We start from the raw sequence: 23,302 nt of genomic DNA, 5'->3' as shown, positions 1-23,302 counted from the left end.
GGAAGATCGGCGGGACATCGACTGTCGGCAGGGTGTGCCACCCTGGGACGGGCACCAGCGGTCACCGGAGGTGAGGGCCACGCTACGACTACGCGCACTGGTCGCCGTCCCCGGCACCGGGCCGGTGACCCTCGACGTCCCGTCCGGTGAAACGGTCGCCCTGGTCGCGCCGCAGCGGGTCGGCACCGCCGTGGCCCGGGTGCTGGCCGGGCTCGCCGCCCCGGTCACCGGGCGGATCCTGGTCGGTGACCGGGACGTCACGGCCCTCGCGCCGCCGCGCCGGCAGATCGGCTACGTGCCCGCCGGCGGGGCGCTGCTGCCGCAGCTCACCGTGCGCCGCAACATCGAGTACGGCCAGCGCAAACGCGAGCGGGTGCACGAGGTGGCCGACGACTGGACGGCCACCGTGGTGGACCGGCTGGAGCTGGCGCCGACGCTGGATCTGCTGCCCCACCTGCTCTCCGACGCCCAGCGCTTCCGGGTGGCACTGGCCCGCGCGGCGGTCTGCCTGCCCGAGGTGCTCGTGATCGACCTGCCCGTCGACCCGTCCGGCGGCAGCCGCCTCGCCGACCTGCTGCCCCGACTGGCGCCTCCGGACGCGCCGGGGGTGGCCGTGCTCGTCTGCACCGCCGACCCGGCCACGCTCGCCGAGATCCCCCGCCACCACGAGCTGGTCACCGAGCCCGACGAGGCGCTGCGGTGACGCCGGCCGGCCGCCTCACCCGGCGTACGCTGCTGCGCGCCGCAGCGGCCGGCGCGACGGCGACCGCGGCCGGGTGTGCCGGCGGCAGCCCCTCGGTACAGGTGGCAGTGGTGTGGAGCGGCAGCGAGCTGGACCGCTTCCGGGAGGTCGTGGCCACCTATCCCCACCCGGTGCGCGTGGTCAGCGCCGGCAACGACATCGACGCGTTCCTGCGCGCCCGACACCTCGCGGGCACCTCGCCGGACGTGGCGATCCTGTCGCGCCCCGGCCTGGTGACGGAGTACGCCGCGCGGGGCTGGCTGCGCCCGGTGCGCCCCTCGACCGAATACGCGGTGCCCATCGGGCTCAGCGACCTGTTGATGGCCGGCGGGCAGCGCTACGGCGTCTGGGTCAAGGCCGCGCACAAGTCACTGGTCTGGCACCTGCCCTCCATGCTGCCCGAGCAGCCGACCAGCTGGGACGGGCTGGTGTCGCTGACCCGCCGCCTCGGCGCGCTCGCCCGGCGCGGCGCCGGCCCGGCGCCGCTGGCGATCGGCGCGGCGGACGGCTGGGTGCTCACCGACTGGTTCGAGAACGTGCTGGCCGACCTCGCGCCGACCGCCTACGACGCCCTGGCCGGGCCGGACGCCGACTGGCAGGGCCGGCCGGTGCGCGACACCCTGGACCGGCTCGCCGAGCTGTGGAGCATCGACGGCGCCTTCCCCGGCGGCGGTCGACGCGCGCTGCTCACCCAGTACGAGGAGTCGGTGATCCAGGTGGTGCGCTCCCGACGCGCGGTGATGGTCTTCGAGGCCGACTTCACCGCCGAGGTGGTCGGCCGGTTCCGGCGCGGCCCGGAGGAGCCCGTCACGTTCCGGTTCCCGAGCGCCGGCACGGGCGGCGGCGCGCTGATCGTGGGCGGGGACGTGGCGGTGGTGTTCGCCGACGCCCGGGGCGGGGTGGAGCTGGTCGAGTGGCTGACCCGGGCCGACTCGTTCCAGCCCTGGCTGCGCGCCGGCGGCTACCTGTCGCCGAACACCACCATCGCACTCACCGACTACGCCGACCCGGTCCGTCGCCAGCTGGCCCGCGAGATGCGCGGCCCCGACACCCTGCACTTCGACCTCTCCGACCAACTGCCCGGTCCGTTCACCGGCTCCGACGGGGTGGGCATCTGGCGGATCATGCAGGACTTCTTCGCCGACGTCACCGACGGTGTCTCCGCCGGTGAGGCGGTTCGCCGGGCCACCGGGCAGCTCGCGGCGGCGGCCCGCGACGCGGGCGGTGGCCGATGAGCCAGGTCAAGGTGCTCGGCGAGCTGGCGGTGCTCGACGACGTGGGCCCGCCCCGGCGTGGCCGGGCCTACCCGGCGGCCGGGGCGACCTCCGCGCTGCTGCTGCCGGCCGCGCTGCTGCTCGGCGCGCTGGTGCTGTGGCCGGTGCTGCGCACGCTGCACGCCAGCGTCACCACCGACGGTCGCTGGGTCGGCGCGGAGCACTTCCGCGCGGCGCTCGCCGCGCCCGGCACCGGCGCGGTGGTCGGCCGGACGGTGCTGTGGGCGGTGCTGGTGCCGGCGGTGGTGACGGCGCTGGGCTACCTGTTCGCCGTGGCGTCCCGCCGCTGGAAGGAGGGCGGGCTGGTCCGCCTGATCCTGCTGGTGCCGGTGGCGTTGCCGCTTGTCGTCACCGGGGTGACCTTCCGCCTCATGTACGACCCCGACCCGACCCGCGGCCTGGCCACCCTGCTCGCGGCACGGCTGACCGGCCGCGCCGACGACAACGCGCCGCAACTGCTCGGGCCGGGCCTGGTCACGGTGGCGCTGATGTCGGCGTTCGTCTGGGCCTGGGTGGGTCTGGCCGTGCTGGTCTTCCGGGCCGCACTGGACCGGCTGCCACCGAGCCTCGCCGACGCGGTCCGCGCCTACGGCGGCGGTCGACGACACGTCCTGTGGGACGCGCAGTGGCGACCGCTGCTGCTGCGTACCGTCGCGGTGGTCTTCGCGCTGGTGGCGCTCGGCACCAGCCGGACCTTCGACCTGATCCTCGTCATGACGCCCGGGTCGGTCCGCGACGACGCGGCGGTGCTCGCGTTGCGGGTCTGGCAGACCTCGGGCGGCACCACCACCGGGCAGGGCGCCGCGCTCGGCGTCGTCTGGCTCGTGGCGGTGGCCGCCGGGATGCTGGTGGCGGCGTTCTTCGTCCGCCAGGCGTGGCCGCCACCCCGCGTCGAGGCGACACCCGGGCCCGCACCGACGACCCCGCCGCCGCGACGACTGTTCCGGCTGCTCGCCGCGGGCGGCGCGGTGGCCTGGCTGATCCCGCTCGTCGTGCTCGTGGCGACCTCCGCGCACGGGCAGGTGGACGCCGCCGCGCGCGGCTGGTGGTCGGCTCCGCCCGGGACGGGCTCCTACGCGGCGCTGCTCGGTGGCGGCGAGCTGTGGCGGGCGCTGGGCTTCACGCTGTTGTTGGCGACCGTCGTGACCGCCACGGTGCTGGTCGTCGCGCTGCTGGCCGCGTACCCGCTGGCGTGGCTGACCGGGCCGGCCGCGCAGGCGACCGGGCTGCTGCTGATGGCCGCCACCGTCGTCCCGGTGCAGGTGATCGCCGGGCCGGTCAACGAGGTGCTGGGCGTGGTGCTCTCCTCCGGCACCGCCCGCGGGCTGGCCCTGGTGCACGTGGCGCTGGGGGTGCCGTTCGCGGTGCTGGTGCTGCGCAACGCGTTCGCCGACCTGCCGGCCGAGCAGGTGCGGGGCGCCCGGCTGGGCGGTCGGCGCTGGTGGGGCACCCTGCACCGGCTGGCCCGGCACAACCTGCCGGCCGTGATCGCCGTCTCCGTGCTGGAGTTCGTCCAGGTCTGGAACGACCTGGCGGTGGGCCTGCTGTTCAGCGGGCCGGAGGCCACCCCGCTCGGGCTGTTCCTGGCCGGGCAGAGCCGCGGCTTCGTGTCCAACAGCGGCGTCCTGGCCGCCGGGTCGGTGCTGGCCTCGGTGCTTCCGGTGGTGCTGATGGTGCTCGCCCGACGGCAGCTCGTCGCCGGGCTGGTCTCCGGGGGCGTCCGGTGACCGGCCCCACCGGTCCCGGCCGGGCGCCGCGCTGGCCGGTGCTCGTGACGATCGGCACGCTGCTCAGCGGGGTGTTCGGCAACCTGGCCAGCAACCTGCTGTCCGAGTTCGCGGCAAGTGTGCTCGGCCCGGCCAGCATCGTGGTGGCGGTCGTGGGCGGCGTCGGTTTCGTGGTGTTCGAGCTGCGCCGACGACGTGCCGTCCGCCAGACCGGCCCGGAGCCCACCGACGTCGTCACCACACCGCCTACCGACGTGCCCACCCTGCCGTACACGGCCGGGTTCGCCGGCCGGGAGGAGCACGTCCAGGCGGTGCTCGACCTGCTCGCCCGCGAGCACGCGGTGGCGGTGCTGGGCCGGCGGGCGGTGGGCACGTCCGCCTGCGCCGTCCAGGCGGCGAACCTGTGCCGGGAGGACTTCCCGGACGGGCAGTACCATTTCGACCTGCGCCGTGGCGGTCGTCCCCGCTCCGCACGGCAGGTGCTCACCGCGCTGGCGGGCGTCCTGGGCACCGCCCCACCGACGTCGGGCCGCCCGGACGCCCTCGCGGCCGCCGCCGCCGCGCTGCGCCGCAAGCTCGACGGTCGCAAGATCCTGCTGGTGCTGGACAACGTCGACCGTCCCGAGCAGGTCCGCGCGCTGCTGCCGCCGACCGCCCGCACCTGCCGGCTGCTGCTGGCCGGCGGCCCCGCGCTCAGCGGCCTGGGCGGCGTGGTGGAGCACTGGATCGCCGAGCCGGGCCCGGACGAGGCGGTCGAGCTGTTCGCGGCGGCCGGTGGGGCCGCGCCCGCCGCCCGGATCCGCCGCGCCGACCCACGCACCGACCCGGCGGTACGCGAGATCGTCGACCTGTGCGGACGGCAGCCCCGCACCGTGCGGGCGCTCGGCTACCGCACCGCCCAGCACGGCTGGCGGCACTCCGACGTTCTGGACGCGCTGCGCCGGGCGGTGCGCACCCCGCCGCACCAGCGCGTCGCCGTGTCGCCGGCGGCCCAACTCGTCACCGAACGGGACACCGCGTACCGGGCGCTGACCCGCGAGGCGCGTCGGCTGTACCGGCTGATGTCGCTGACCCCCGCCCCGGTGGACCGGCCGACCATCGCCGCGCTGGCCCGCCGCCACCCCGAGCGGGTGACCGGGCTTCTCGACCAGCTGGCCGCCGCCGCGTTCGTGGTCGGCGCGAGCGGCGACCGGTACGAGGTCCGCCCGCTGCTCGCCGCGAACGCCCGGCTGCACCTGCGCGACGCCGAGCCGGCCCGCTCCCGGGTCGCCGCGCAGGCCCGACTGACCCGGCACCTGGCCCGGCGGGCCGAACGACACGCGGCCAACCTGGCCGTGCTCGGCTCCCCGCCGGACCGGGAATGGTCGCTGCCGCTCGACGACGACCCGTACGGCTGGTTCGACCTGCACCAGGAGCTGCTGCTGGCGGTGGTCCGGGTGCCGGCCGGAGCGGCCGAGACGCTGCCCCGACGGGTCCGCAGGTGGTGGTTCCGGTTGGCCGTGGCGCTGTGCGGATGGCTCGCGCACGTCGAGCGACTCGACGAGTGGGAGCAGGTCTGCCGCACGGTCCTGGCCACCCCGACCGCCGACGACCGGCCGGAGATCGCCGGGTGGGCGCACAACGAGCTGGGGGTGCTGCGCCGGCGCCGGCACGACCCGCAGGGCGCGGCTGCCGCGCTCACCCTCGCCGTGGCCGAGCGCGGCCGGCGGGGCACCGCCCAGGCACGGATGAACCTGGGTCTGGCCCTGCTCGATCTGGGGCAGCTCGACGACGCGGTGGAGCACCTGGAGCTGTCCCGCCGGCACCGCTCGTCGGCGGACCGCTCCGGGCATGCCCTCACCGACCTGGGCCTGGGCGCGGCGCAACTGGCCCGGGGTGAGTTGGACACCGCGCACCACCACCTGGTCAGGGCGGCGAACACGTTCCGGTCGGTGGGTGACGCGCGCGGCTACGCCGCGGCGCTGACCAACCTGGTGCTGGTGCACGCGGCCCTCGGCGAGCACCTGGACGCGGCGCAGGCGTGGCGGGCCGCGCTGCGCGAGTACGAGTCCGTCAACGACCCGACCAGCCGCGCCGCGGCGCTGCTCAACGCCGGGGCGACGCTGCTGACCAGCACGCCGGGGCAGGCCCGGGCGGCGTACGAGCTGCTGGCCGAGAGCCGGCGGCTGCGGGCGGAGACCCGGCCGACGGCGGGGCTGGGCCGCACCCTGCTGTACCTGGGCGACGCCGCCGCCGCGCTGGGCGACGGGGCCGAGGCGCGGCGGCTCTGGGCGGACGCGGCGACGGTGGCCGAGGAGGTCGACGACGACCGGGCGCTGGCCGCCGCGGACGACCGCCTGGAACAGGACGTCGACCTGCCGCAGGCTGGCCCCTGAGCCGCTCGTCGCGCCGTGCCGACGTGATGTCCATCGCTCGCGTTGGTCGGTGGCACGGGTCTGGGAGAGTGTGTGACCGTGGACGCTCTCTCGGTGCGGGGACTCAGCCGCAACTTCGGCAACCTGGTCGTGCTCGACGACGTGAGCTTCACGGTGGCGCCGGGTCGGATCGCGGTGGTGCTGGGCCCCAACGGCAGCGGCAAGACCACCCTGCTGCGGTGTGTGGTGGGCGCCGACCGGCCGGACGCGGGTGAAGTGCGGGTGCACGGGTACCGGGCCGACGAGACCGACCCGCAGGTGCGGGCCCTGGTCGCGGCCGCCCTGGACGACATCGACTTCTTTCCCGACCTGTCGGTGGTCGAGCACCTGGAGCTGGTCGCGTACGCCCACGGGGGCAGCGCCGAGCCGGTCGAGGAGGTGCTGACCGAGCTGGGCCTGGAACCGGCCCGTGACCAGCTGCCGGTGACCCTGTCCAGTGGGCAGCGCCGCCGGCTGGCGCTGGCGTCGTGCTTCGTGCGCCCCCGCCGGGTGCTGATCCTGGACGAGCCGGAGCAGCGGTTGGACGTACGCGGCCGGCAGTGGCTGGCCGACCGGCTGCGCCGGGAACGGGACGCCGGCACCGCAGTGCTGCTGGCCTCGCACGACCCGGAGCTGATCGACGCGGTGGTCGACGAGCGGATCGAGATCGGTCGGTGAGCGCCCCGCCGGCCACGCTCGCCCAGACGCCCGCCGGGCTGCCCACCGCCCGACAGGTGCGTACGCACCTGCGCCGGGCCCGCCGCCGCCACCACGAGCACTCGCTCGGCGACGTGCTGGGCGACGCGTACGTCATCGTGCTCTTCGTGGGCATGTACGGCTGGTTCGCGGTCAGCGCCAGCCGCGACGTGCTGGTCTCCCCCACCGTGGGCCGGGCCGACGCGGGGGTGCGCTGGTGGCTGGCGGTCGCCGCGCTGCTGGCCGGCGCGGGGCTCGCCTGGCGGGGTCTGCGCGCGCTCGGCCCGTTGCTGGTCACCCCGGCCACCCAGAGCTGGGTGACGAGCACTCCGGTGGACCGGCGGGCCTGGCTGGCGCCGCGCCTCGGCGTCCTGCTGGCGGGCGCGGCGGCCGGCGCGGCACTGCTCGCGGTGGCCGTGGCCGTGCTGGGCGGCGTCACCCAGCTGGGTGCCGTGGGCTGGGCCGCGGCGGCCGGCGCCGGCTGGGGCGCCGCCGCGCTCGCCCTGAGCGTCGTCGCCCAGAGCAGCCGGGCCGGCCGCCGCTGGCCGACGGTGGTCGGGGCGACGCCGATGGTGACGGCCGCCGTCGTCGCCACTCTCGTGGTGATCGCCGGTCGCCTCGGCGACGAACTGCCCCGGCCGGCGGCGCTGCCGACCGGCGCGCTTGTCGCTGTCGGGGTGCCCCTCGCGGTCCTGGGCACGGTTCTCGCCGTACGCGCGCTGCCCCGGGTGGACCGGGCCACGCTGACGACCGGCGCGCAGTTCGCCAACGCCGCCGCGACGGCCACGATCCTGCTCGACCCGAGCATGCTCACCAGCCTGGTGGAGAGCCGGCGGTGGCGGCGCATCGGCCGGGTCCGCAGCCGCCGTTTCCTGCCCGGCCCGGCGTGGTGGGCGCTGCTGCAGGCCGACGTACGTCGACTGCGCCGCCACCCCAGCGCCCTGCTGATCTGGGCCGGGCTGATCGGCGTCCAGTACGCTGCCGCGCTCGCCCTGCCCGGGCTCGCCGGCGCCACCCAGGTGGTGTTCGCCTACTTCGCCACCGACCGGCTCACCGGGGGCCTGCGCGCGGTCAGTCGGTCACCCGGGCTGCGCCGGGCGCTCGGTGGCAGCGACGCGGCGCTGCGCGGTATCCACGTGGTGGTGCCGGCGGTCGGCGCGGGCCTGTGGTGGCTGCTGACCCTGCCGAGTCTGCCGACCCTCGACGCCGGCCCGGCCTGGCTGGCGCCGACGCTTGCGGTCGGGGTGGTAGCCGCCGCCTGGCGGGCCGGCACCCGCCCGCCGATCAACTACGGCGGTGCGACCGTCAACACGCCGTTCGGGATGGTCCCGGTCGACCTGCTGCGCCAGGGCTCACGCGGGCCGGCGCTGCTGGCCGTGCTCGTGCTCGTGCAGCTCTTCCTGGGCTGAGCGAGCCGGCCGATTCGTCGGCGCCAGCGCGGCGGCGACGGCGGCGACGCCCGCGTCGATCTCCGTCGCCGTCCGGGCCGCGTAGCCGAGCACGAGGCCGGGCCGGTGGGGCCGTTGGCAGTGCCACGACAGGGGCTGCACCTTCACCCCGCGCGCCAGTGTCGCCGCCGCCAGTTCCGTGTCCGCCACAGCGGCGTCGGCCAGGGTGATCGTCAGGTGCAGTCCGGCCGCGGCGCCGTGCACGGTGGCGGTGGGCAGGTGCCGGGCCAGGGCGGCGATCATCGCGTCCCGGCGGCGGGTGTGCCGGCGGCGCAGCAGCCGCAGGTGCCGTTCCAGCGCGCCGGAGGTCATCAGCTCCGCCAGGACCAGCTGCGGCAGCACCGCGTTGCCCAGGTCGGCGTTGCGTTTGGCGGCCACCACCGCGGCGCGCAGTCGCTGCGGCACGAGCAGCCAGCCGACCCGCAGCGCCGGGGCGAGCAGTTTGGACACGCTTCCGGCGTAGCAGACCTGCTCGGGCAACAGCCCCCGCAGCGCCGGCACCGGGGGCCGGTCGTAGCGGTGTTCGGCGTCGTAGTCGTCCTCGATGATCAGACCGCCGGCCCGTGCCCAGTCCAGGAGTTGGCGACGCCGGTCACCGTCGAGCACCACGCCGGTCGGAAACTGGTGCGCGGGCGTGAGCAACACCGCGGGCAGGCCGCTGGCGACCAGCTCGTCGACCCGCAGCCCGGCGTCGTCCACGCGGACCGGCGGGGTGACGACCTGCCAGTTGTTCAGGTGCTGCCGTACGCCGAGCGAACCGGGCTCCTCGACCGCGATGTGATCGATGCCGGCCGGGCGGAGCGCCTGGGCCAGGAGCCCGACCGCCTGCGACACCCCGGCCACGATGATCACGTCGACGGGGTCGACGGTGATGCCCCGGTTGCGGGCCAGCCAGGCGGCGACGGCCCCGCGCAGCGCGGGCGCCCCGCACGGGTCGCCGTACCCGAGGTCCGCCGCGGCGACACGGCCGAGCACGGCGCGTTCCGACCGCAGCCAGTCCGCGCGGGGAAAGGCGGTCAGGTCGGGTACGCCGGGGGTCAGGTCGATCGTCGCGCGGGCCGCGCGTACCGCGTCGAAGATGTCGCTGCCGGGCGTCGGCGGGAAGAGCGCAGCCGGTTCCGCCGGCGCGGCCGGGGCGGGGGGCGGCGCGGGCGGCGCTCCCGGGGCGCCGACGACCAACGTCCCGGCCCGGCCCCGGCCGGCGAGGTGCCCCTCCTCGGTGAGCCGCTGGTACGCCTCGGTGACCACGCCCCGGGAGACGCCGAGGTCGGCGGCGAGCACCCGGGTGGCGGGAAGCCGGGCGCCGATCGGCACCCGCCCCTCGGCGATCGCCTGGCGCAGCCGGCCGGCGAGCCAGTCGGCACGCCCTCCGGGGGGCGCGTCGGCGACGGTGAGGTGCAGAAAATCCGACCCGGCCGTTATGGACCTCTCGGAGTCGTTCGGTTTGGCCCTGCTCACCGGTCCATCTTGGCAGGAGAGTGGGTCGCAGACACCCCGCCCGACTCCACCGGAGGACGACCGTGAGCATCCCCTTTCTGATCACCGCCCTGATCGTGGTGATCACCCCCGGCACCGGGGTGTTCTTCACCCTCTCCGCCGGACTGTCCCGGGGCGCCCGGGCGGGCGTGCTGGCCGCGTTCGCCTGCACGCTGGGCGTGGTGCCGCACCTGGTGGCGGCGTTGACCGGGCTGGCGGCACTGTTGCAGGCGAGCGCCACGGCGTTCGAGGCCGTCCGTTACCTGGGCGTCGGCTACCTGCTCTACCTGGGCTGGTCGACGATCCGCGACCGCAGCGCCTTCGCGGCGACGAGCGAGCGCCCACCCCGCTCGGCGGCCCGGGTGATCGTCTCCGGTGTGCTGGTCAACCTGCTCAACCCGAAGCCGACGCTGTTCTTCGTCGCGTTCCTGCCGCAGTTCGTGGACACCACCGCCCCGGGCTCGGCCCGGGCGATGCTCGCCTGCGGCGTGGTGTTCATGCTGCTCACCTTCGTGGTGTTCAGCGGCTACGGCGTCTTCGCCGCCCGCCTGCGGGACCGGGTGCTGAGCCGCCCCCGCGTCACCGACTGGCTGCGCCGGTCCGTCGCCGGCACGTTCGTCGCGCTCGGCGTGACGCTCGCCCTCACCGAACGATAGGAAGTCCCATGCAGTTCGAGCACTCGGCGCAGCTTCGCGCCGCACATCCCGACCTGATCGCCGGTGTGGTGCACGTCGCCGACGGGATCACCGCCGACGCCGACCGGACGGGGAGCACGGCCGACCACCTCGCCGAGGCCCGACGGCGGTTGACCGCTGACGGCAGCGAGAGCGGGTTCCCGGAGATCCAGGCGTGGCGGCGAGCGTACGCGGCCATGGGCTTACGACCTACCAGGTACCGGTGCGCGGCCGAAGCCCTGCTGCGCCGGCTACGTCTGGACGGCGAACTGCCCCGCGTGCACCCGCTGGTCGATCTCTGCAACGCCGTCTCGGCGGCCTACGCCATCCCCGTTGCCGTTCTCGACCTGGACCGGGTCGACGGCGACCTGGTGGTCCGGCCGGCGCACGGCGACGAGACGTACCTGAGTTTCGCCGGCGACACCGAGCACCCCGACCCGGGCGAGGTCACCTTCGTCGACTCGGTCGGGCGGGCGCACGCCCGGCGATGGACGAACCGGCAGAGCGGATGGTCCGCCGTACGGGCGGGCACCTCGTCGGTGCTGATCGTCGCCGAGGCGCTGCACCAGGGCGCCGAGCCGGCCGTGACCCGGCTGGTCGACACCCTGGTGGCGGAGCTGACCGACGGGTGGTCCGTCCCGGCGACAGCCGCGGTGCTCACCGCCGCCGCGCCCCGCTTCGGCGCCCCGGCGGCCACCACCCTCAGCCGTCCAGCCGGCGGACCATGTTCATGATGGACTCCACCTGCGCGCCGCCCTTGATCGGGAAGTTGGTCGCGCCCAGGTAGCCCCACCAGTCCCAGCAGCCGTTCGGGTTGCTCAGGGCCGTGCCCGCCTGCGGGTAGAGCACGACCAGGTTGTTGGTGTCCGCGTACTGGTTGAGGTTGGCCCGGTCGACGAAAGCCGTGCCCACCGACCCGTACCCCTGGGCGCAGCCGTGCAGGGCGACAAGCAGCCGGCACGACTGCCCGGCGGCGCAGGCCGACGGGACGTAGGCGAAGCCGTTGGCGTCCATGCTCAGCCCGTTGGCCCAGCCGTTGACCGCGAAGGTGTTCTGGTCGAAGCGCACGAGCCGGCCACCGAGAGCCGCGGGACTGGGCGCGTTCACCCCGCCGAGCAGCTTGCGCAGCAGGGCGTTCTGGGGGTCGGTGCCGCAGTCGTTGAGGAACGGCGAGGCGGTGGCCGTACACCCGGACGTGCCGTACGGCGTGACCCACGAGTGACCGGCGGCCGAGCCGCTGTCGTACTGCACGCTGGCCCCGAAGTGCTGGTAATAGCGGACCAGGTCGTCGGTGACGGACTTCTTGACGGAGGTGTCGTTGGCGCCGTGGAACACGTACACCGGGTCGCCGGAGAGGTTGCCGACCGGGTCGACCCAGCCGTACGTCGCCCAGGTCCTGGTGTACGTCTGCAGGGCGGACACGTTCGTCGGGTACAGGTTGTCACCGCAACCGTAGAGCGCCTGGGCGACGGTGTTCTGCGAGCAGTAGTACGGGCCCGCCGCGAAGACGGCAGCGCCCCGGATCCGGGACGAGTAGGCGACGTGCAGCTGGGTCGCCATGTAGCCACCGGAGGACACACCGGCGACGTACACCCCGGAGATGTTGTAGGTGCCCAACGACCCGGAGACGGGCGATGTGGTGGCGGGGGTGGCGGCCTGGGCGGGGGCCGCGATGGTCAGGATCAGCAGCAGGACGGCGGTCACGGCGGTGGCGGTTCGGCGCGGTGGGGTCATGAACGTTCTCCTCGGCAGCGCCGTCGGGGGCGTCGGCGTGCGCCGAAGCTACCGTGACGCAGGCCACACCCGACATGAGCCCGACCGACACGCTCGTCGATGTCGGCGTGTGCCCCGACCACCCACGACGGTCCCGGTGACGCGCCCGACGAGGTTCCCACTGCTGCGACGACGCCGGTCGCTCAGGCGGTGTCGCCCGGGGCGAGGTGGCGGTAGCCGGGGATGGTCTCGGCGAACCAGCCGGCGACGCTGGCCAGACCACGGTGGTTGAGCTGCGCGTCGTGGATCGGGTACGCGGCGGCGGCGTCCACCGCGCGGGCGAAGCGGATCGCCTCGTCCAGGCGCAGCCACGACCCCTGGGCGGGAACGAGCAGAGTGTGCACCGGCTCGTCCGGCACGTGCACCGAGTCGCCCGGGTGGTAGAGCCCGTCGCCGATCAGGTAGCCGAGGTTGGGGCAGTCCGGCTGGCCCTCGTGGATGGCGGCGTGCCGGCCACCGTGCGCGCTGACGGTGATGCCGGCGGCGGTGAAGCGTTGCCCCGCGCGTACCCGCGTCACCGGCAGCGGGGCGAGGTCGGGCAGCCGGGCGCCCTCCGGGGCGTACACCGGGACGCCCAGCCCGGCCAGGCGCAGCACGTCCACGTGGTCGGTGTGTTCGTGGGTGACCAGGACGGCGTCCGCGCCGGCGAGCGCGCCCGGCTCGCTCCAGATGCCCGGGTCGACGACCAGCACGCCGCCGTCGTGCTCGACGCGGACGCAGGAGTGTGTGTATCGGGTGATCCGCATCCGGCGACGGTACGCCGCGCCCGGTCGGGGTACTGCGCAGCAATGCCCCAGCGATACGACAACTACCCGAGGATCGCCGTGGTCACCGGCGCGGACTCCGGCATCGGCAAGGCCAGCGCGGTAGCCCTGGCCGGGGCCGGCTTCGACATCGGCATCACCTGGTACGGCGACCCCGACGGCGCCGAACGGACCGCGACCGAGGTCCGCGCCACCGGGCGGCGGTGCGAGGTCGCCGAGGTGGACTTCACCCGCCTGCCGGACGCGGCGGCGGTGATCGACGAGTTGGCCGACCGGCTCGGCGGCATCGGGGTGCTGGTCAACAACGCCGGCACTGGCGCTTCGACGCCGTTCGTCGACACCGGCTGGGACCAGTGGCGCGAGGTGCTCGCCGTGGACCTCGACGCGCCCTTTCTGTGCGCGCAGCGGGCCGCGCGACGGATGCGGGCCGTCGGCGCCGGCGGACGGATCATCAACATCACCAGCGTGCACGAGCACGCGCCGCGGGTGGGTTCCGCCGCGTACTGCGCCGCGAAGGGCGGCCTGGGGCTGCTGACCCGGGTGATGGCCCAGGAGTTGGCCGCCGACGGGATCACCGTCAACGCCGTCGCGCCGGGCGAGATCGCCACGCCGATGACCGGTCAGGAGGACGTCGACCCGTTCACCCAGGACCGGCCCGGCGTGCCGGTGGGACGGCCCGGCGACGCCCGGGAGGTGGCGGCAGTGGTCGCACTGCTGGCCTCGCCTGCCGCCAGCTACGTCACCGGGGCGTCCTGGCCCGTCGATGGTGGCATGCTGCTGATGGGCCCGCAGGCCAACGCGCTCGCCAGCGACGACTGGCGTCGGGTCTGAGTGCCCTCAGGCCGTGCGTCCCGCCGACGTCCAAAGGATGTACGCGAACTGGGCCGCGAACGCCGCCAGCGCGACCGCCACCCCCGCGACGACCATCAGCCAGTGCCAGCGCCCGACCATGCCGAGCAGCAGGGCGACGCCCGACCCGACGAGCGCCGCGTTGACCGCGCCCACGAGCGCCGCCGTGGTGAGCAGGAACTCCCAGCGCCCCGGCCGGGTGCCCACCATCGTCCAGGCCGCCTGCGCAGTGTCCTCGGAGACCACCGCGTCGGCGAAGAAGTCGTGCTCGCTGGCCAGACGATGGTGGTAGTAGGCGCGGATGCGCTGAATCCGCTTCAGGTCCAGCGAGTTCTCCACGGTGGTCTCCACCAGCCGCAGGAAGGTCAGGATCCCGATGATCACCAGGATGGGCAACACCGCGCCCAGGTAGGGCCGGACCACCTTGTCGTTGCCGGCGGCGAAGCCGAGGCCGATCAGGGCCGCCGACAGCACGGACAGGAAGATGGTGGCGCGTCCGGTGGCCTCGTCGATCGTGCCGGAGCGGGACGTCTGTAGGGCGTAGTGCTCGGTGCTGAGGACGCTCAGCAGCGCCTTCTCGCGTTCCGCGTCGTCCACACCGTCACCTTTCGCGCTCGCCCGACCCCGTTACCGTCACCTTAAGAGCGGTTCGGGCGGCCGGGTCGGCGAACGCGTCGGTCGCGAACAGGACAGCGAGCGGCAAAGCCGGCACGTATCCTCCGCATCTCGATGATCGGTGGGCCAGGACGGAAAGGGGACCGGATGCCCGAGTGGGCTGGTCGGGGTAACCGTGGCGGCCGGCAACGACGTGCGTTCGGCGTCGGCGGCGCGCTACTCGGGATCGCCCTCGTGATGCTGCTGGCCGCCTGGCGCAGCAGCGGCTTCCTCAGCGACCTGCTGCTCAACATCGGCTCCAGCGTGGTGCTCGCGGCCATCTCGTACGTCATCTTCGACCCGCTGTTCGAGGAGGCCCGCAGGGCGCGTGTGCAGGAGCACCTGAGCTTCGACCAGCACGCCTTCGTGGCCCGGCTGTACCGCTCCGGACGCCGGGTGCGGATCCTGGACACCTGGACGATCCTGCTGGAGGACACGCAGCGCGAGGAGGCGCTGCGGGGGATGCGGGCGGCGCTCGCCAACGGCGCGCAGGTGCAGTTGCTCCTGCTGGACCCGGATTGCACGGCCGCGCAGCAGCGCTCGGAGGAGTTGGAACGGCAGCGGGTGGACGTGCCGCGCCAGATCCGCACCAACCTGCGCCACCTGGCGCTGTTCCAGGACTCGCTCGACGCCCGACTGCGGCACCGGTTGCAGGTTCGGCTCTACGACGCGTCCCCGTCCATCCAGCTCTACCAGTGGGACAGCCGGGCGCTGATCTCGTTCTTCCCGATCGGGAAGCTGTCGTTCAACGTGCCCCAGCTCGAGGTGGACATGGACAGCCCCTGGGGCGGGTTCGTGCACGCCCGGTTCGAGGAGCTGTGGGAGCACGAGCAGGCAACCGTCAACCTGGAGCGGTACTGGTCGGTCGCCGTCACGCTGCGCCACGACGACTCCGACGTGGTCGAGGTGCAGGTGCCCTACGTGAGCGTGGACGGGCAGCACTACGTCGACTGCGGAGTGTTCAAGGTGACCGGGCCGCTGACCGTGCGGGCCGTGCTGCCACCACGCGCGCCGGGCGGCGCCCCGGGCGTGTTCGCCCTGGCCGAGCCGGTCGACGGGGACCGGACGCCGGCCGCCACCGTACGCCGGCACTTCGACCAGAAGTACGGCGGCGGCGACGGGCAGCGGGAGATCCGCCGGCTGGTGCCGCCGCCGGATGGTTCGCGTACCCCCGCTCCCCGCTCCGCGGCGGCCGGCGACGCGCACGGACGGTGACCCCCGACCCGCTGGGTCGGGCCGAGGCGCGGGACAATGGGGTCGCCGCCTCGATCGCCAGGAGGACCGTTCCCCCGTGTCGACAGATCCCGCGCCGCCGTCGCCGCCGTCGCATCTGCGTGCCGACTGCGCGCGCTGTTTCGGGTTGTGCTGCGTGGTTCCCGCCTTCGCCGCGTCGGCCGACTTCGCCATCGACAAGCCGGCCGGACGGCCCTGCCCGAACCTGCGCCCGGATCACCGCTGCGGCATCCACACCGAGCTGCGGGAGCGGGGGTTCGCCGGCTGCACGGTCTTCGACTGCTTCGGGGCCGGGCAGCAGGTCGCCCAGGTCACCTTCGGTGGACGGGACTGGCGCGACGCCCCGGAGACACTGCCCGCGATGGCCGAGGCGTTCACGGTGCTGCGTCCGCTGCACGAACTGCTCTGGTATCTCGGCGAGGCGGTGTCGCTGCGCCCACCGGCCGCGCTGCGCGCCGAGCTGGATCGCGCCCGCGCCGAGATCGCCGCGCTCGCCGACGGTGACCCGGCGCGGCTGCGCGGCGTTGACGTCGACGCGCACCGGGCCCGCGTCAACCCGCTCCTGTCGCGGGCCAGTGACGCGGCCCGCTCCCCCGGCGGGCTCGATCGGCGGGGCGCGCAGCTCCTCGGTGCGGACCTGCGCCGGACGGACCTGCGCCGGGCCAACCTGCGCGGCGCGCTGCTGGTCGGCGCCGACCTGCGCGGCGTCGACCTGAGTCTGGCCGACGTCACGGGCGCCGACCTGCGCGGGGCCGACCTGCGCGGCGCGGACCTGCGCGCCACCCTGTTCCTGCACCAGGCCCAGCTGGACGCCGCCCGGGGTGACGTCCGCACCGCAGTGCCGGCGACGCTGACCCGGCCGGCGCACTGGACGGCGCTGGCGCTCACGCCGGTGCGCCGCCCCGCACGGGCCGCCGCCCCGACCCGCCGGGGCCGCCGCCGCTGACGGCGGGTGCGGCGAGCCGCGCGTACGCGGGCACCGCCACCTCCGGCCGGCCCCTCACCCGCCGGCGGTCCCTCACCCGTCGGCGGTCCCTGCGCCCGCCGGAACCGCTCGCCGGGAGGGAGCCGCTCGCCGGGCGAGGTTTCGGGGTGATGACGCCGGGTAGCCACGGCCGACTCGGACCGGCATCGACGGGGGGCACGGCGTGGGCTTCCGAAAGCGCGACGGCGAGCTGCCGGGCGACCCGCAGCACAGCGAGGACGAGGCCGGCCAGGTGCCGTTGGTGCAGGTCGAGGCGGACACCGAAGTCCCGCCGCCGGCCGATACCGACGTGCCACCGGACATCGTCACCGAGGACAACAGCTCGGGGATGACCGGCGGCTCCTCCGGCAGCAGCGGCGGCGGGTCGAGCATGCCGGGGCACCCCGACGCGACCCGCCGATCCGGGCGGACGACCTAGCGGCTCGCCAGCGCCGCCCGCGCCTCGGTCATGCCCTTGTTGGCCAGACCGTCGGCGCGCTCGTTCTCCGGGTGACCGTTGTGCCCCTTCACCCACAGCCAGGTGACCTCGTGCCGCTCGCAGGCCGCCTCCAGCCGCTGCCACAGGTCGGCGTTCTTGACCGGCTGCTTCGCGGCCGTGCGCCAGCCGTTGCGCTTCCACGACGCCAGCCAGCTCGTGATGCCGTTGCGCACGTAGGTGCTGTCGGTGTGCAGCTCGACGGTGACCGGCCGGTTCAGGCTCTCCAGGGCCTGGATGGCAGCCATCAGCTCCATCCGGTTGTTGGTCGTCGGGGTGGCCTCGCCGCCGCACAGCTCCCGCTCGTGGTCGCCGTAGCGCAGCAGCGCGCCCCAGCCGCCCGGTCCGGGATTGCCGCTGCACGCCCCGTCGGTCCAGATCTGCACGCCCCTGCCGGCCGCCGCGTCCACCATGGCAGGCAACCTACCCGGCGGCGACCTCGCGCCGACCCGTCGGGGGCCGCCACGCCGGGCCGGAGGCGCTAGGGTCGGGCCGATGGACCGGCATGTCGCGTTCGATCGTCTGCACAACTTCCGCGACCTCGGTGGTCACCGCACCGACGACGGTCGAACGGTCCGCTGGGGCCTGCTCTACCGCTCGGACTCGCTGGGCAAGCTGGCGGGCGCCGACCTGGACCGGTTCCGCGCCCTCGGTGTCGGCACGGTGATCGACCTGCGGTATCCGTGGGAGATCGCCGCGCGGGGCCGGGCGCCGCAGATCGACGGGCTGACCTGGCACAACCTGAGCGTCGAGCACCGCCCCTACGACCAGGCGACGATCGACCCGACGGTCGACCCGTGGCGCTATCTGGCCGACCGGTACGCAGAGGTCGCCGAGGACGGCGTCGCCGAGCTGCGTGAGGCGTTGGAGGTGATCGCCGCCACCGACTCGCCGCTGGTCTTCCACTGCGCGTCCGGCAAGGACCGCACCGGCCTGCTGGCCGCGCTGCTGCTGGCCCTGCTGGGCGTCGACGAGGAGCAGATCGCCGCCGACTTCGCGCGTACCGAGCTGGCCACCGAGCGCCTCATCGCTGACTGGCGGGCCCTGAACCCCGACCGTGAGCTGATCTGGCCCGGTTACGGTCGCGCCCCCGAGGCCGTCATCCGGCACTTCCTGGCCGACCTGACCGCAGCGTACGGGTCGGCGGTCGGCTACGCCACCGACCGGCTCGGCGTGGACGAGTCGTTGACCGCTCGGCTGCGGGGACGGCTGCTCACCGAGTGAGGGAGGACTCGCCGCCGGCTGATAATCCTGCGCGCGATCGCCGCCTGGTCTGCCAGAGTCGACGACCGTGGACGGGAACTGGGACGGCCTGCGGGCCGACGTACGGCAGATGATCGACGAGCTGATCGCCAGCGGACGGGAAGCCGGGGTGCAGGTCGCCGCGTACCTCGACGGTAGGCCGATCGTGACGGTGCAGGCCGGGGTCGCCGACCGGGACACCGGCCGGGAGCTGGGGGCCGACACCCCGATCTGGAGCGCGTCGACCGGCAAGGTCCTCACCTCGACAGTGGTGCACGTGCTGGCCGAGCGCGGCGAACTGGACTACGACCTGCGGATCGCCGACGTGTGGCCGGAGTTCGCCCGGCACGGCAAGGATCGGGTCACCCTGCGGCACGCGCTCACCCACACCGCCGGCGTGCCGGCCCTGCCCGCCGACGTGACGCCGGAGGACTTCACCGACTGGGACCGGATGTGCGCCCTCCTGGCCGACGCGGAGCCGATCGCGCCGGCCGGTGAGGTGAAGGCGTACCACGCGTGGACCTTCGGTTGGCTGGTCGGTGAGGTGGTCCGCCGGGTGACCGGCCGGCGCATCTCCCAGGTGCTCGCCGAGGACGTGGCCGGGCCGCTCGGCGTGGCCGACGAGCTGTACCTCGGTGTTCCGGCGGCCGAGCTGGGCCGGCTGGCCCGTGTCGAGGACCGCAACATGGCGGCGCTGTTCGACTACGCGAGCGCCAACCTGCCGAACTTCGACCGGGTCGCCCCGTCCGGCGTGCGGCCGGGTGCGCAGATCGGCAGCCGCGCCGACGTCCTGGCGGCCGACGTGCCGGCCACCGGCACCATGACCGCTCGGGCGGCGGCGCGGATGCTCGCGGCGCTGATCGGCGAGGTGGACGGCGTCCGGTTGACCTCGCCGGCCCGGATGCGGGAGGCGGCGACGCTCGACGGGCCGCCCGGACCGGAGTGGGTGTTCGGGCAGGAGACGACCTGGGGCCTCGGGTACGCGGTGGACGGCGACGGTTCGTTCGGCGCGGCCGGCAGCGGCGGCAGCCTCGCGTACGCGTACCCGGAGCTGGGGTTGACGATCGCGGCGACGAAGACGCTGCTGGCCGCCGGTGACGGTGACCCGATGGAGGACGTGCGCGTGCTGATCCGCGACCGGGTGGCCGCGAGTCGCTGACCGCCCCGGTCAGGTTTGCGAGTCGCCGACGGGCCGGAGCGGCCCGCCCACCACGGCCGCCGGGATGGCCGGCGCGGGCCGGGCGGGCCGCAGCCGGTCGCGTACGCGGTGCGCCGCGTCGCCGGCCGTGGCGGCGATCATCGGCAGCAGTCGGGTGGAGTTCATGATCGCGATCTCCTCGGCAGGGGTGGTGACCCCGTCGAGGAAGCGCAGGACCCGCTCGGGCGGGTTGCGGTCGAAGAGCCGGTCGAAGAACTCGGGGCCGCCGACGCCGCCCCGGTCCAGCGCGCGCAGCGCCACCGCGTCCATCCAGCGGTGCCGGGCCGGGTACGCGGGCCTGGGCACCGGCGGCTGACCGGCGGCGAGCGCGCGGGCCACCTGGTCGGCCTGGCGGTACATGGCGGAGAAGGTGAAGCCGGTGGAGGGGCGGGTCGCGCCGCCGGCCGTGCCGAGGCGGACGATGCGGGCCGACGGTCGGGCGGCAAACGGCGCGTCGGTCATCGGGATCACCCCGTTCTCCACCTCGCGCACACGCAGCCCCGCCGGGTCGAGCCCCAGTAGGTCGCGGTAGTCGGCCAGCGCCCTGTCGTACCCGGCGTCGGTGAGCAGACCGGGTGAGAACTCGGTGTACTCGACCAGGGCGTAGCGGTCGCTGACCGGCAGCACGTAGCCGAAGGAGACGCCCCGGGCGGGCTGCGGGGTGCGAAAGTCCATGAGCACCGCCCGCCGCGGGTCGAACGCCGGGCGCTCGGACTCCAGCCACCAGCCGCGGAAATGTTGCAACCAGGTCGTCCGCCCCGCTCGCGCGGGTGGGCGGGGGCGGGAGTCGAGCACCCAGCCGGCCCGTACGACGCGCCCGTCGCCGGTGCGCACGACCACCCGGGCGCCGTCGTCGGTCACCGCCTCGGCCGGCGCGACGATCCGGATGGCGTCCAGCCGACGCTCGGCCTCGGCAGCCCGGTCGTAGACCGGGCCGGAGCGCAGCATGGCGTACCGCAGCGGGGTCAGGTCCAGGACGCGGCGCCGCGCGGGTGTCGCCACCTCGACCTGCCGCCAGCTCGCGCTCAGCAGCGGGTCGAGGTCGGCGCTCGGGTCGCCCCAGAACGCCCAGGTGCGGTCCTGGCCGCGCCGGCGCACCGGGTCGACGACGGCGATCCGCAGGTCGCGGACGCCGTGCCGGTCCAGCGCGGCGAGCAGCAGCGAGGCGGCGCCCCCGCCGCCGAGCAGCGCGAGATCGACGTCGAGCGGGGCGGAATCGGTCACCGCACCACGCTGCCACACCGCCCCGGCCGCCGCACAAGGCGCTCCGGCCTTGCGACCCGGAGCGGCACGGGCTTGACAAGCAACCGTCCGGTTGCCTAACTTCCCCAGGCAACCGAATGGTTGCGCTTTCCGGGAGGGCGAATGGACGAGGCGTTCCGGGCGCTGGCCGATCCCAGCCGGCGGCGGCTGCTCGACCAGCTCAACGCACGCAACGGCCAGACCCTGCGAGAGCTCTGCGACGGGTTGCCGACGACCCGGCAGGCGGTCAGCAAGCACTTGTCGGTGCTGGAGGCAGCCGGCCTGGTGACGACCGTCCGGCGGGGCCGGGAAAAGGTGCACCACCTCAATGCCGCCCCGATCAACGCCATCGCCGACCGGTGGCTGAGCCGCTACGACCGGCAGCGGGCGGCCGCGCTCGCCGACCTGAGCACAGCATTGGAGGAACAGCCCATGGCAAGCCCCACGTTCGTCTACACGACATACGTCACCACCACCCCGCAGCGACTGTGGGCCGCGCTCACGGAGCCCGCGTTCACCCGCCGCTACTGGGGTGGGGTCGCACTGGTGTCCGACTGGCAGGTCGGGTCACCGGTGCTGTGGCAGGACGCGCCGGAGGGCGAGCCGCGCGATCTCGGCCAGCGGGTGCTGGTCGCCGAGCCGTACCGCCGCCTCTCCTACAGCTGGCACGGCTTTCAACCCGAGCACGCCGAGCACTTCGGCTGGTCCGCCGAGGAGCTGGCCGCTCGGCTCGGCGAGCGCCGCTCGACGGTGACCTTCGAGATCGAGCCGCACGGCCCCTCGGCCGTCCGGTTGACAGTCATCCACGACGACTTCTCCCCGGACAGCGAGATGCACCGGGCGATCAGCGGTCAACTCGACGGCAGCGGCGGCTGGCCGGAGCTGCTGGCCAGCCTCAAGACCCTCCTGGAGACCGGCGATCCCATGCCCGAACCGGCCCCGGCCGAGCGGGCCGGCTGAGCCGGCCGGCGGGCATTTCCTCCGTCGCCGGCCATACCTCGCCATCGGCTCAGCGACGACAGCCCGGCCCGAGCGGACATCGACCGGAGCACCGGCACCCTGAAGGCCGTCGAGGCCTAAGCGCTGCTCTCCCCCGCCTTCGGGTGGACACGTGACGGCAACGAAGGTTTCTCATTTTCACCTGATCGAGGTCCCAACCAACCTAGTGTTGGGCACACCGGTGCTAGTCACGGAGTTGGCCACCCGAACGACGTCCCACGCAGTCAGCGGACGAAAAGTGAGGGAAGACGCGTATGAAGGTCTCAACAGCACTCTGCTCGGCGGCGCTCGGCGTGGGCCTCGGCACGCTCCTGCTGCCGGGCGCCGCACTGGCCGACACCGTCGTGTCACCGGCCACCACCCCGGTCGGGGGAACCGTCGTACTCACCGCGACGACCTGCAACCCGAAGTCGGGTGACGTCATCTTCCGGGTCACCGGACCCAACCGCGACCAGAACGTCCGATCCACCACCGCCGCCGCCGGCGGCGGGCTCAGCGCCGAACTGTTCACCGCCGGGTTCACCCTCGGCACGTACACGGTGGCCGCTACCTGCGGCGACGGCAGTTCGGCGGGCAGCGCCACGTTCACCGTCACCCCGATCGGGGGCGCACCGGCCGGCTCGGGCGGCGACAACCGCGACGGCCGCGACGCCGGCGCCCTCGCCGCCGGAGGCACCCTGCTCGGCACCGCCGCCGCGGGCGCGGTGGTCCTGTTCCGCCGGCGTCGTCCGGTGTCCACCGTCGCCTGACCGGCGACGCGCTCCATCCCTGAGGACGGATGCCCGTGCCGGTGACACCGGCACGGGCATCCGACGATCCCTACGGAGGTCGGCACGTGTGGAGGCGACGGACCCTGCCGGCGGTGGTCGCCCTGCTCGGCGTGTCCGGGCTGGGGCTGATCACCGTCGGCCTCACCGCCGAGCCGGCGCGGCCCCCACGCCCGCCGGCGAACGCACCGACACACACCCGGCCCGCGCCGGACCTGGCGCCGCTCTCCCGCGCCGCGCCCGTCCGGGTCCAGATTCCGGCCATCGGTGTACGCGCGGAGATCGTCCCCGTCGGCGTGGACGCCGCCGGGGTGCTGGAAGTCCCCCCGCTGGACAAGCCGACCCTCGCCGGCTGGTACCGGCACGGGGTCAGCCCCGGAGAGACCGGCAACGCCGTCCTGGTGGGACACGTCGACTCCCCGGCCGGCCCGGCGGTCTTCTTCGACCTGGGTCGACTGCGCGCCGGCCAGGAGATCCAGGTCACCCGCGCCGACGCGCGGGTCACCACGTTCACAGTGGACAACGTCCACGCGTACCCCAAGGACCGCTTCCCCAGCGGCCTGGTCTACGGCCCGTCGGACGCCGCCGGGCTGCGCCTGATCACCTGCGGCGGCCGGTTCGACGCCGGGACCGGCAACTACGTGGACAACATCGTCGTCTTCGCCACCCGCACCGCCTGACGCGGTCCAAA

The 23,302-nt window shown here is 74.7% G+C and carries 23 protein-coding genes; 17 read left to right on the top strand and 6 right to left on the bottom strand.

Features of this window, described 5'->3' with window-relative positions:
- The first annotated feature begins 70 nt into the window (after window positions 1-70).
- The 6 genes from AB0B97_RS02290 (at window position 71) to AB0B97_RS02265 (ending at window position 8,241) form a co-directional block, all read left to right on the top strand.
- Window positions 71-703, top strand: a complete 633-nt coding sequence (locus AB0B97_RS02290) for an ATP-binding cassette domain-containing protein (RefSeq protein ID WP_357489962.1) — start codon at window positions 71-73, stop codon at window positions 701-703.
- A complete protein-coding gene (locus AB0B97_RS02285; protein ID WP_357489960.1) occupies window positions 700-1,977 on the top strand; it encodes an extracellular solute-binding protein in 1,278 nt (425 codons plus the stop codon). The genes AB0B97_RS02290 and AB0B97_RS02285 overlap by 4 nt, the downstream gene beginning before the upstream one ends.
- Window positions 1,974-3,743 (top strand): ABC transporter permease subunit, encoded by a 1,770-nt coding sequence (locus tag AB0B97_RS02280; RefSeq protein WP_357489958.1) that lies wholly within the window; start codon window positions 1,974-1,976, stop codon window positions 3,741-3,743. The genes AB0B97_RS02285 and AB0B97_RS02280 overlap by 4 nt, the downstream gene beginning before the upstream one ends.
- Window positions 3,740-6,118, top strand: coding sequence for a tetratricopeptide repeat protein (locus AB0B97_RS02275; RefSeq protein WP_357489956.1), 2,379 nt, complete (start codon window positions 3,740-3,742; stop codon window positions 6,116-6,118). Before AB0B97_RS02280 ends, AB0B97_RS02275 begins: the two co-directional genes overlap by 4 nt.
- A gap of 72 nt (window positions 6,119-6,190) precedes the next feature.
- Window positions 6,191-6,814, top strand: coding sequence for an ABC transporter ATP-binding protein (locus AB0B97_RS02270; protein ID WP_357489954.1), 624 nt, complete (start codon window positions 6,191-6,193; stop codon window positions 6,812-6,814).
- Entirely contained in the window at window positions 6,811-8,241 is a 1,431-nt protein-coding gene (locus tag AB0B97_RS02265) for a DUF6297 family protein (RefSeq protein ID WP_357489952.1), read from the top strand. The genes AB0B97_RS02270 and AB0B97_RS02265 overlap by 4 nt, the downstream gene beginning before the upstream one ends.
- Here the strand turns inward: AB0B97_RS02265 and AB0B97_RS02260 are convergent.
- Window positions 8,185-9,738, bottom strand: a complete 1,554-nt coding sequence (locus tag AB0B97_RS02260; protein WP_357489950.1) for a PLP-dependent aminotransferase family protein — start codon at window positions 9,736-9,738, stop codon at window positions 8,185-8,187. The genes AB0B97_RS02265 and AB0B97_RS02260 overlap by 57 nt on opposite strands.
- Before the next feature lie 62 nt (window positions 9,739-9,800).
- Between AB0B97_RS02260 and AB0B97_RS02255 the strand changes: the two genes are divergently transcribed.
- The gene (locus AB0B97_RS02255; RefSeq protein ID WP_357489948.1) at window positions 9,801-10,412 is read left to right on the top strand and encodes a LysE family translocator; all 612 of its coding nucleotides are present in this window, start codon (window positions 9,801-9,803) and stop codon (window positions 10,410-10,412) included.
- Between the two features lie 8 nt (window positions 10,413-10,420).
- Window positions 10,421-11,164, top strand: a complete 744-nt coding sequence (locus AB0B97_RS02250; RefSeq protein ID WP_357489946.1) for a phenylalanine--tRNA ligase beta subunit-related protein — start codon at window positions 10,421-10,423, stop codon at window positions 11,162-11,164.
- Here the strand turns inward: AB0B97_RS02250 and AB0B97_RS02245 are convergent.
- Both AB0B97_RS02245 and AB0B97_RS02240 read right to left on the bottom strand, forming a co-directional pair.
- Window positions 11,133-12,164 carry a PHB depolymerase family esterase gene (locus tag AB0B97_RS02245; RefSeq protein ID WP_357489944.1) on the bottom strand — a complete coding sequence of 344 codons (1,032 nt, stop codon included), beginning with the start codon at window positions 12,162-12,164 and terminating at the stop codon, window positions 11,133-11,135. The genes AB0B97_RS02250 and AB0B97_RS02245 overlap by 32 nt on opposite strands.
- Before the next feature lie 182 nt (window positions 12,165-12,346).
- Window positions 12,347-12,949, bottom strand: a complete 603-nt coding sequence (locus AB0B97_RS02240) for an MBL fold metallo-hydrolase (RefSeq protein WP_357489942.1) — start codon at window positions 12,947-12,949, stop codon at window positions 12,347-12,349.
- 42 nt (window positions 12,950-12,991) lie between these two features.
- Between AB0B97_RS02240 and AB0B97_RS02235 the strand changes: the two genes are divergently transcribed.
- Window positions 12,992-13,798 (top strand): SDR family oxidoreductase, encoded by an 807-nt coding sequence (locus tag AB0B97_RS02235; protein WP_357489940.1) that lies wholly within the window; start codon window positions 12,992-12,994, stop codon window positions 13,796-13,798.
- 6 nt (window positions 13,799-13,804) lie between these two features.
- Here AB0B97_RS02235 and AB0B97_RS02230 read toward each other — a convergent pair whose 3' ends face one another.
- Window positions 13,805-14,413 (bottom strand): hypothetical protein, encoded by a 609-nt coding sequence (locus AB0B97_RS02230; protein ID WP_357489938.1) that lies wholly within the window; start codon window positions 14,411-14,413, stop codon window positions 13,805-13,807.
- A gap of 165 nt (window positions 14,414-14,578) precedes the next feature.
- Here AB0B97_RS02230 and AB0B97_RS02225 point away from each other — a divergent pair, with 165 nt between their 5' ends.
- The 3 genes from AB0B97_RS02225 to AB0B97_RS02215 all read left to right on the top strand — a co-directional run bounded on the left by AB0B97_RS02225 (window position 14,579) and on the right by AB0B97_RS02215 (window position 17,106).
- Window positions 14,579-15,685 (top strand): DUF5919 domain-containing protein, encoded by a 1,107-nt coding sequence (locus AB0B97_RS02225; RefSeq protein ID WP_357489936.1) that lies wholly within the window; start codon window positions 14,579-14,581, stop codon window positions 15,683-15,685.
- 76 nt (window positions 15,686-15,761) lie between these two features.
- Window positions 15,762-16,649, top strand: coding sequence for a pentapeptide repeat-containing protein (locus tag AB0B97_RS02220; protein WP_357489934.1), 888 nt, complete (start codon window positions 15,762-15,764; stop codon window positions 16,647-16,649).
- A gap of 202 nt (window positions 16,650-16,851) precedes the next feature.
- The gene (locus AB0B97_RS02215; protein ID WP_234591488.1) at window positions 16,852-17,106 is read left to right on the top strand and encodes a preprotein translocase YidC; all 255 of its coding nucleotides are present in this window, start codon (window positions 16,852-16,854) and stop codon (window positions 17,104-17,106) included.
- On the opposite strand, the gene rnhA is transcribed toward AB0B97_RS02215, so the two are convergent.
- Window positions 17,103-17,576 (bottom strand): ribonuclease HI, encoded by a 474-nt coding sequence (rnhA, locus tag AB0B97_RS02210; RefSeq protein ID WP_007459445.1) that lies wholly within the window; start codon window positions 17,574-17,576, stop codon window positions 17,103-17,105. The two genes, AB0B97_RS02215 and rnhA, sit on opposite strands and share 4 nt — an antisense overlap.
- An 82-nt stretch (window positions 17,577-17,658) precedes the next feature.
- Here rnhA and AB0B97_RS02205 point away from each other — a divergent pair, with 82 nt between their 5' ends.
- Entirely contained in the window at window positions 17,659-18,387 is a 729-nt protein-coding gene (locus AB0B97_RS02205; RefSeq protein WP_357489931.1) for a tyrosine-protein phosphatase, read from the top strand.
- Window positions 18,388-18,454: 67 nt separating this feature from the next.
- Window positions 18,455-19,564 carry a serine hydrolase domain-containing protein gene (locus AB0B97_RS02200; protein ID WP_357489929.1) on the top strand — a complete coding sequence of 370 codons (1,110 nt, stop codon included), beginning with the start codon at window positions 18,455-18,457 and terminating at the stop codon, window positions 19,562-19,564.
- A 9-nt stretch (window positions 19,565-19,573) separates the two neighbouring features.
- Here the strand turns inward: AB0B97_RS02200 and AB0B97_RS02195 are convergent, their stop codons facing one another.
- The gene (locus tag AB0B97_RS02195; RefSeq protein ID WP_357489927.1) at window positions 19,574-20,827 is read right to left on the bottom strand and encodes a lycopene cyclase family protein; all 1,254 of its coding nucleotides are present in this window, start codon (window positions 20,825-20,827) and stop codon (window positions 19,574-19,576) included.
- A 141-nt stretch (window positions 20,828-20,968) separates the two neighbouring features.
- Here AB0B97_RS02195 and AB0B97_RS02190 point away from each other — a divergent pair, with 141 nt between their 5' ends.
- The 3 genes from AB0B97_RS02190 to AB0B97_RS02180 all read left to right on the top strand — a co-directional run bounded on the left by AB0B97_RS02190 (window position 20,969) and on the right by AB0B97_RS02180 (window position 23,291).
- Window positions 20,969-21,805 (top strand): metalloregulator ArsR/SmtB family transcription factor, encoded by an 837-nt coding sequence (locus AB0B97_RS02190; RefSeq protein ID WP_357489925.1) that lies wholly within the window; start codon window positions 20,969-20,971, stop codon window positions 21,803-21,805.
- 293 nt (window positions 21,806-22,098) lie between these two features.
- The gene (locus AB0B97_RS02185) at window positions 22,099-22,593 is read left to right on the top strand and encodes a hypothetical protein (protein ID WP_234591483.1); all 495 of its coding nucleotides are present in this window, start codon (window positions 22,099-22,101) and stop codon (window positions 22,591-22,593) included.
- An 86-nt stretch (window positions 22,594-22,679) separates the two neighbouring features.
- Window positions 22,680-23,291: a class F sortase gene (locus AB0B97_RS02180; protein ID WP_357489922.1), complete on the top strand. Its 612-nt coding sequence runs from the start codon at window positions 22,680-22,682 to the stop codon at window positions 23,289-23,291.
- Window positions 23,292-23,302 lie beyond the last annotated feature (11 nt).

This window comes from Micromonospora sp. NPDC049004 (assembly GCF_040649315.1).
GTDB lineage: Bacteria > Actinomycetota > Actinomycetes > Mycobacteriales > Micromonosporaceae > Micromonospora.
The sequence above is the reverse complement of the archived record's forward strand: the minus strand, read 5'-3'. Positions and strand labels throughout refer to the sequence as shown.

What these genes read in the sequence shown, in the direction of transcription:
- AB0B97_RS02225 (WP_357489936.1), top strand. Translation starts at nt 14,579, where the DNA reads ATGCCCGAGTGGGCTGGTCGGGGTAACCGTGGCGGCCGGCAACGACGT.
- AB0B97_RS02250 (WP_357489946.1), top strand. Translation starts at nt 10,421, where the DNA reads ATGCAGTTCGAGCACTCGGCGCAGCTTCGCGCCGCACATCCCGACCTG.
- AB0B97_RS02280 (WP_357489958.1), top strand. Translation starts at nt 1,974, where the DNA reads ATGAGCCAGGTCAAGGTGCTCGGCGAGCTGGCGGTGCTCGACGACGTG.
- rnhA (WP_007459445.1), bottom strand. Translation starts at nt 17,576, where the DNA reads ATGGTGGACGCGGCGGCCGGCAGGGGCGTGCAGATCTGGACCGACGGG.
- AB0B97_RS02205 (WP_357489931.1), top strand. Translation starts at nt 17,659, where the DNA reads ATGGACCGGCATGTCGCGTTCGATCGTCTGCACAACTTCCGCGACCTC.
- AB0B97_RS02245 (WP_357489944.1), bottom strand. Translation starts at nt 12,164, where the DNA reads ATGACCCCACCGCGCCGAACCGCCACCGCCGTGACCGCCGTCCTGCTG.
- AB0B97_RS02185 (WP_234591483.1), top strand. Translation starts at nt 22,099, where the DNA reads ATGAAGGTCTCAACAGCACTCTGCTCGGCGGCGCTCGGCGTGGGCCTC.
- AB0B97_RS02235 (WP_357489940.1), top strand. Translation starts at nt 12,992, where the DNA reads ATGCCCCAGCGATACGACAACTACCCGAGGATCGCCGTGGTCACCGGC.
- AB0B97_RS02190 (WP_357489925.1), top strand. Translation starts at nt 20,969, where the DNA reads ATGGACGAGGCGTTCCGGGCGCTGGCCGATCCCAGCCGGCGGCGGCTG.
- AB0B97_RS02240 (WP_357489942.1), bottom strand. Translation starts at nt 12,949, where the DNA reads ATGCGGATCACCCGATACACACACTCCTGCGTCCGCGTCGAGCACGAC.